Annotated in this window: 4 protein-coding genes; all 4 read right to left on the bottom strand. The window is 69.9% G+C overall.

Going from position 1 to position 6,511, the window contains the following annotated elements:
* Nucleotides 1–514 precede the first annotated feature (514 nt).
* The 4 genes from ACFVXG_RS41415 to ACFVXG_RS41400 all read right to left on the bottom strand — a co-directional run bounded on the left by ACFVXG_RS41415 (nucleotide 515) and on the right by ACFVXG_RS41400 (nucleotide 6,511).
* On the bottom strand, nucleotides 515–1,510 hold the full coding sequence (locus ACFVXG_RS41415) for a phospholipase (RefSeq protein WP_387935621.1): 996 nt from the start codon (nucleotides 1,508–1,510) through the stop codon (nucleotides 515–517).
* A gap of 171 nt (nucleotides 1,511–1,681) precedes the next feature.
* A complete protein-coding gene (locus tag ACFVXG_RS41410; protein WP_387935620.1) occupies nucleotides 1,682–3,382 on the bottom strand; it encodes an ABC transporter family substrate-binding protein in 1,701 nt (566 codons plus the stop codon).
* A gap of 79 nt (nucleotides 3,383–3,461) precedes the next feature.
* Nucleotides 3,462–5,582, bottom strand: coding sequence for a dipeptide ABC transporter ATP-binding protein (locus ACFVXG_RS41405; RefSeq protein WP_387935618.1), 2,121 nt, complete (start codon nucleotides 5,580–5,582; stop codon nucleotides 3,462–3,464).
* Nucleotides 5,579–6,511 (bottom strand): ABC transporter permease, encoded by a 933-nt coding sequence (locus tag ACFVXG_RS41400; protein ID WP_387935616.1) that lies wholly within the window; start codon nucleotides 6,509–6,511, stop codon nucleotides 5,579–5,581. Before ACFVXG_RS41400 ends, ACFVXG_RS41405 begins: the two co-directional genes overlap by 4 nt.

Here is a 6,511-nt window from a genome sequence, read left to right as displayed (position 1 = left end):
AGGAATCTCCAACCCCGATCAGACGATCGAGGCCGGGGATGTCAACATATCTGGCGTTGACTTTTGGCACGCTGTTGAGTTCTCAAGGAACGGACACTTCCTTCGGACCGCCTTCCAGCGGGCCCTCCGGGCGCTTCGTTCTTTCGTGTTTCCAGCTTATCAGATGTTTTCCGCTCCGTTTTTCGGGGCTTCGTCATCCAACTCGCCGGTGTCTTCCGGGGCTTGACGCCCTGTCCGACGTTTCAAACTCTAGCCGACCCCCGCTCCGAAAAGCGAATCCGGCCGCAACCCCGATAACTGGGCATGCCGAAGCAGACCCTGCTGTTTCTCGTGGATTGGCCGCCCCGGAACCGTCCGCGCAAACGCGTGTCCGGTGCTCCCTGCCAGGCGACTGGGAGACAGTACCCCTACTCCGCGCTCGAAACAAATGCCCAGCCCCGGGCCGTACCGCCATACCGCCGCACCGCCGTACAGCCAGACAGCCGTACCGCCACGGCCCAGGGCTGACGGTCCCCTACCTGAACAGGCGGTCGCCGCTGTTGGCCATGCGGTGGCTGCCGCTGTGGTGGTTGACCCAGTCGCGGACCAGGTTGATCGCGTTGGCGCACTGCCAGCTGTCGTCGTACTCCCGCACGCCGGTGAAGGCACCGTAGCCCGCGATGATGCCGTCGACCTGGGCGTCGCCGAGCAGCTTGTCGACGTACCAGGGGTCGTTGTAGGTGGCCGTCCAGGACAGCGTGGCGGCGAGCTGGCCGGCTGCCCGGTCGGCCGCTCCCTTCTTCAGTTCCGCGCAGGTGTTCCAGGTGGCCTCGGTGCAGTTGCCGAACCCCTTGGTGATGTCGGTGTCGCCGTAGTCCATCGCCCGGTGGCCGACGGGGATGCCCGCGCCGGACCGGTCGAAGGCGTTGCGGGCCTGGTCGCGGGTGCCGGTGGTGGTCATGCCCTCCAGGCGGCCGAGCTTGCCCTCCAGGCTCTTCCAGCCGCGGCCGCCGACGTCCGGGGCGTTGCCGCCGTGGTACTCGAAGAAGCCGTAGAGGACCTGGATGCCGGCGGCGGTCAATCGCTGCGCCTTGTCGTGCAGGCCGGCGACGCTGCAGGTGCGGTTCGGCTCCTCTCCGCAGTAGTTGGGGTCCTTGATGTCCAGCCAGACCAGCGACAGCCGGCGGCCCGCGTTGGCGTTGGAGAGGATGCGGTCGATCATGCTGTCGAAGCTGGGGCCGAGCCGGTTCTCGCCCGCCGAGGAACAGTCGTGGTAGGCGCGCCACTCGTTCGGGTTCCACCAGGCGCAGACGTCGATCTCGATGCCGTTGGCACCGTGCTTGAGCGCGGCGTCCACGCCGTCCAGGGTGTCGACCCGGTGGGCGATGGCGTAGATCGGGTGGCGCTGGTCGGCCGCGGCGGCCGGGGAGGTCCCGAGCGCGGTGCCGCCGATGATCCCGCACAGCGTCGCGGCCAGCGCGGGCAGCACCCGCACGCGGGCGCGGACGCTGGTCCTGAGGTGAGTGGTCAAGGGAGGGTCACTCCTTCTTGTCGGTGTTCTGAAGTGAACATGACCGATCTCACCAACAGTACGTCGTCGAACGGTGATTGGGGCCTGAATGAGGTAAGGGCACGGAGCTTTCCACGGCGCCCATGCCCCGACCCACCGGCAGAACGGCCGGAACGGCGGGATCGGCCCGTACTACTTCTGCCAGCCGATGGTCTCGGGCAGCGGGCTGAGGAAGATGGTGGCGCCGACGTTGGCGAGGCCCTTCTTGATGCCGTAGGTGGAGGGGCCGCTGTAGAGCGGCAGGAACGCGTACTGCTGGAGGGCCTTCTGCTCGACCTTGTTGACGGCCTCGATCTGCTGGCCGAGGTCGGCGATCTCGCCGGTGGCGCGGATCTCCTTGTCCAGTTCGGGGGTGCCGGCGCCGGTGATGTTGGAGTCGCGGTCCGAGCAGTAGAAGTCGCACAGGTAGCGCGCGCCGAAGGGGTCCGTCGAGCGGTTGCCGGAGATGAAGAGGTCGAAACGGCGCTCGCTGAGCACCTTGGAGAAGTCGTTCTCGGAGACCTTGTTGACGTCCACCTTCACGCCGACGGTCTTGAGCATCGCGGTGAGCGCTCCGGCGGTGGCCTTCTCGATCGGGTCGTCGCCGAGCAGGGTGTAGCCGAGTTCGAGCTGCTTGCCGTCCTTGGTGCGGACGCCGTCGGGTCCGGGCTTCCAGCCGGCCGCGTCCAGGGTCTTCCGGGCCTCCTCCGGGTCGTACTTCAGGACAGCGGCGACGTTGTCCTGGTAGCCCTGCTGGAAGCTGTAGAGCACGGCCGACCCGGGCAGCGGCTCGGTGTAGTCGAGGCCCTGGAAGCGGATCTTGGCTATCTGCGCGCGGTCGATGCTCTCCTGCACCGCCTTGCGGACCTGGACGTCACCGAGGAGCGGGGACTTGGCGTTGAGGTACAGCGAGTACTCGAAGGGGCTGCCGCCGCTGCGGATCTCGGCGTCCTTGACCGCCTTCACCTGCTTGAGGTTCTCCGCGTCCACGGCGGAGGTGTAGTCGAGCTCGCCGTTCTTGAAGGCGTTGGTCGAGGCGGCGCTCTCCAGGTTGACGTAGACGCGCTTGTCGAGCTTGCCCTTCCGGCCCCACCAGTTGGGGTTGCGCACGAAGGTGATGTTGCCGGAGTGCTCGTCCCAGGTGCCCACGGTGTACGGTCCGGTGCCCCATTCGGGGTGGGCGGTCTTGACGTACGCCTTGTTGAAGTTGTCGACGGTGGCGGCCGCGGGGTGCAGGAAGGTGGTGAACAGCGCCGACCAGGAGGGGTTGACGCCCTTGAAGGCGATGACCGCCTGCTTGTCGTCCGCGCCCCGGGTGACGGAGGTGATGCGGTCGTAGCCGTCGGTGGAGTTGGCCGCGTAGTCCTTGTCCGAGCCGTTGTTCGCCTTCCAGGTGGCCTCGATGGCCCGCCAGTCGATGGGGGTGCCGTCGTTGAACACGGCCTTGGGGTTGAGGGTGATGACGACCTTCTGGTCGCCGCCCTCGACGGAGACCTTCACGTCGCTGTAGTAGTCCGGGTTGTACTGGACCTCGCCGGTGGGCGAGTAGCTGATGGCGCGGGCGTTGTACCAGGACCAGATCCGCAGGGCGTTCAGGGTGCTGTTGACGTTGAAGGGGTTGCCCTGCTCGTCGAAGGTCCCCGCGGTGGTGTAGGTGCCGCCGTCCTTGATGTTCTCGTACGGCTGGGGGTTGTAGTCGGTGACCGAGGACGCGACCTTGGCGGCGTTCTTGGCGTTCTGCCCAGAGGAACCGCCGGAGGAGGAACCGCCGGAGGAGGACGAGGAGGAGCACGCGGTGGCGGCGACCGAGACGGCCGCGACGAGCGCGAGGGACAGGGCGAGCTTCCGGCGCATGGGATGTCCTTGGTGGGAATCGGTGAGAAGGGGAGAGGAAGAAGGGGAGGAGAAGGGAAGACGGAGGAAGCGGCGGGTGTCAGACCGCGTGGCAGGCGTACTGGTGGTCAGCGCCGTCCGGGGCGCCGACGGTCGCGGGCCGCTCGGTGCGGCAGCGCGTCCGTACGGCCTCGTCGGCCTCCCGGTACAGCGGACAGCGGTCGACGAACACGCAGCCCTCCGGGAGCCGGGTGGCGCTGGGCTGCTCGCCCGCGAGGACGATGCGCTCGCGGTGGCGCTCGCGCTCCGGGTCGGGCACCGGGATCGCCGACAGCAGGGCCTTGGTGTACGGGTGCCGGGGCTGGGCGAAGATCTCCTCGGTGGCGCCGGACTCGACGATGTGCCCGAGGTACATCACCGCGATGCGGTCGGAGACGTAGCGCACCACGGCCAAGTCGTGGGCCACCAGCAGGTAGGCCAGGCCCAGTTCGCGCTTCAGCCGGGCGAGCAGGTTGATGATCTCGGCCTGCACGGAGACGTCCAGCGCGGACAGCGGCTCGTCCAGCGCCAGCAGCTTCGGCTCGCGGGCCAGGGCCCGGGCGATGCCGACGCGCTGGCGCTGGCCGCCGGACAGGGCGGCGGGGAAGCGGTCGCCCATGGCGCGGTCCAGGCCCACCAGGTCCAGGAGTCGGGTGACCCGGGACCGGATGGCCGCCCGGTCGGCACCGGCGGCCTGGAGCGGTTCGGCCAGCAGGTCGAAGACGGTCAGCCGGGGGTCCAGGGCGTCCGTCGGGTCCTGGAGGACGATCTGGATGTCTCGCCGCAGCTCGCGCACCTGGGCAGCCGAGCGCAGCGTGGCGACGTCGGTGCCGGCCACTTCGATGCGGCCGCCCTCGGGGGCGCGCAGCCGCAGCACCTCGCGCAGGGTGGTGGTCTTGCCGCTGCCGGACTCCCCCACCAGGCCCAGGGTCTCGCCCGCGCGCAGTTCGAAGCTGACGTGGTTGACCGCGTGCAGGGTGCCCACCCGGCGCTTGAGGAGGGCGCCCTTGGTGACGGGGAACGTCTTGACCAAGTCCTCCACGCGCAGGACCACCTCGCCGGCGCTCCGCGCTACGGCGCCGGCCGGCGGCACGGGGGCGGTCTGCCCAGCCGGGTCGAGGGTTCCGTCGGCGATCTCCTGCGCACGGTGGCAGGCGACGCGGTTGTGCTGCGCACCTGGTGCGGGCAAGTGCACTGCGGTCAGGTCCGGTTCGGTGGTCCGGCAGACGTCCTGGGCCACCGCGCAGCGCGGCGCGAAGGGGCAGCCGCCGGGCAGGCCGACCAGGGACGGCGGTTCTCCGCCGACCGGGATCAGGGGCCGTTCGACGCCGCTGTCCACGGTGGGGACGCTGCCGAGCAGGCGGGCGGTGTACGGCATCGTGGGACGGCGGAAGAGCTCGTCGACGCTCGCGTGCTCGACGATCCGTCCGGCGTACATGACGGCGACGTCGTCGGCGTGGCCCGCCACCACGCCCAGGTCGTGGGTGATCAGGACGAGACCGGCGCCGGTCTCGCGCTGGGCCAGCCGCAGCACGTCGAGGATCTGGGCCTGGACGGTGACGTCGAGCGCCGTGGTGGGCTCGTCGGCGACCAGGACCGAGGGCTTGTTGGCGATGGCCAGGGCGATGACGACGCGTTGGCGCATGCCGCCGGAGAACTCGTGCGGGAAGGACTTGGCGCGTTCGCGCGGGTCGGGGATGCCGACCAGGTCGAGCAGTTCCACCGCCTGCTCCCAGGCGTCCTTCTTCGACAGTTCCCGGTGCACGCGCAGGGCCTGGGAGAGCAGCCGGCCGACGCTGAAGATGGGTGTGAGCGCGGACATCGGGTCCTGGAAGACCATGCCGATGTCCTTGCCGCGCACCCGGGAGAGGGCCTTGTCGTCCATCGCCGCCAGGTCGCGGCCGCCCAGCAGGATCCGGCCGCCGAGGCGCGCGGTGGGCGGCAGCAGGCCCATGACGGCGAGGGCGGTGGCGGACTTGCCCGAGCCGGACTCGCCGACGATGCCCAGGGTGCGTCCGGGCAGCAGGTCGAAGTCGATGCCGCGCACGGCCTCCACCGGTCCGGCTTCGGAGGGGAAGGTGACGCGCAGGTCGCGTACGGACAGGACGGGTGCGGGTCCGGCGGGCTCGGCGGGCCTGTCGGCTTCGATGGGCCCGGTGCGGTGGGCGGGTGCGAGTGTCATCGTCGGCCTCCTGCCGCGCCGGTGGTGGACGTGGGGTCGAGGGCGTCGCGCAGGCCGTCGCCGACGAAGGTCATCGACACGGTGAGCAGGACGGTCAGCCCGGCGGGGAAGGCGAAGAGCCAGGGAGCGCTGGTGATGGTGCCCGCGCCGTCGGCGAGCATGGTGCCCAGCGACACGTCCGGGGTCTGCACGCCGAAGCCGAGGAAGGACAGGGCGGTCTCGCTGAGCACGGTGGAGACCACGCCCAGGGTGAGGTTGACGATGAGCAGGGAGCCCAGGTTCGGAATGATGTGGCGCAGCACGATGCGCAGGGGGCGCACGCCCATGAACTCCGCGGCGCGCACGTAGTCGCGCTCGCGCAGGGACGTCGACACCGACCAGACCACGCGCGCGGTGGACATCCAGCCGAACACCGTCAGGACGAGGATGAGGACCCGCCAGTCACCCGCCAGCCGGTGCGAGACCAGGGCGAGGACGAGGAAGGAGGGCACGATCAGCAGGAAGTGGATGACGGCGAGGCCGGCCTTCTCCACCCGGCCCCCGAGGTAGGCCGCGCCCGCGCCGACGACCGCGGCGATGGCGACGGTCAGCGCGGACACGCTCACCGCGATCACCAGCGAGCGCTGGAGGCCGTGCACGGCGGCGGCGTAGACGTCGTTGCCGCCCTGGTTGGTGCCGAACCAGTGCTCGGCACTGGGCGCCTGGGTCAGGGCCGAGAAGTCGGTGTCCGCGTAGCCGTAGGGGGTGAACAGGTCGCCGAGCGCGCTGAACAGCACGAGCAGCAGGAAGATCGCCACGCCGGCGACGGCGGTGCGGTTGCGCCGGAAGCGCCGCAGGTAGAGGCGGCGCCGGCCCAGGTAGCGGGCGGTGCCGGTGGCGGTGGCGGTGACGACCTCGGAGGTCGCGTCGGGACTCACAGGGGTGCCCAT

The sequence above is a fragment of the Kitasatospora sp. NPDC058162 genome, assembly GCF_042884005.1.
Taxonomy (GTDB): Bacteria; Actinomycetota; Actinomycetes; order Streptomycetales; family Streptomycetaceae; genus Kitasatospora.
Note: the sequence above shows the minus strand (reverse complement) of the source record. Positions and strands in the feature narration are given on the sequence as shown.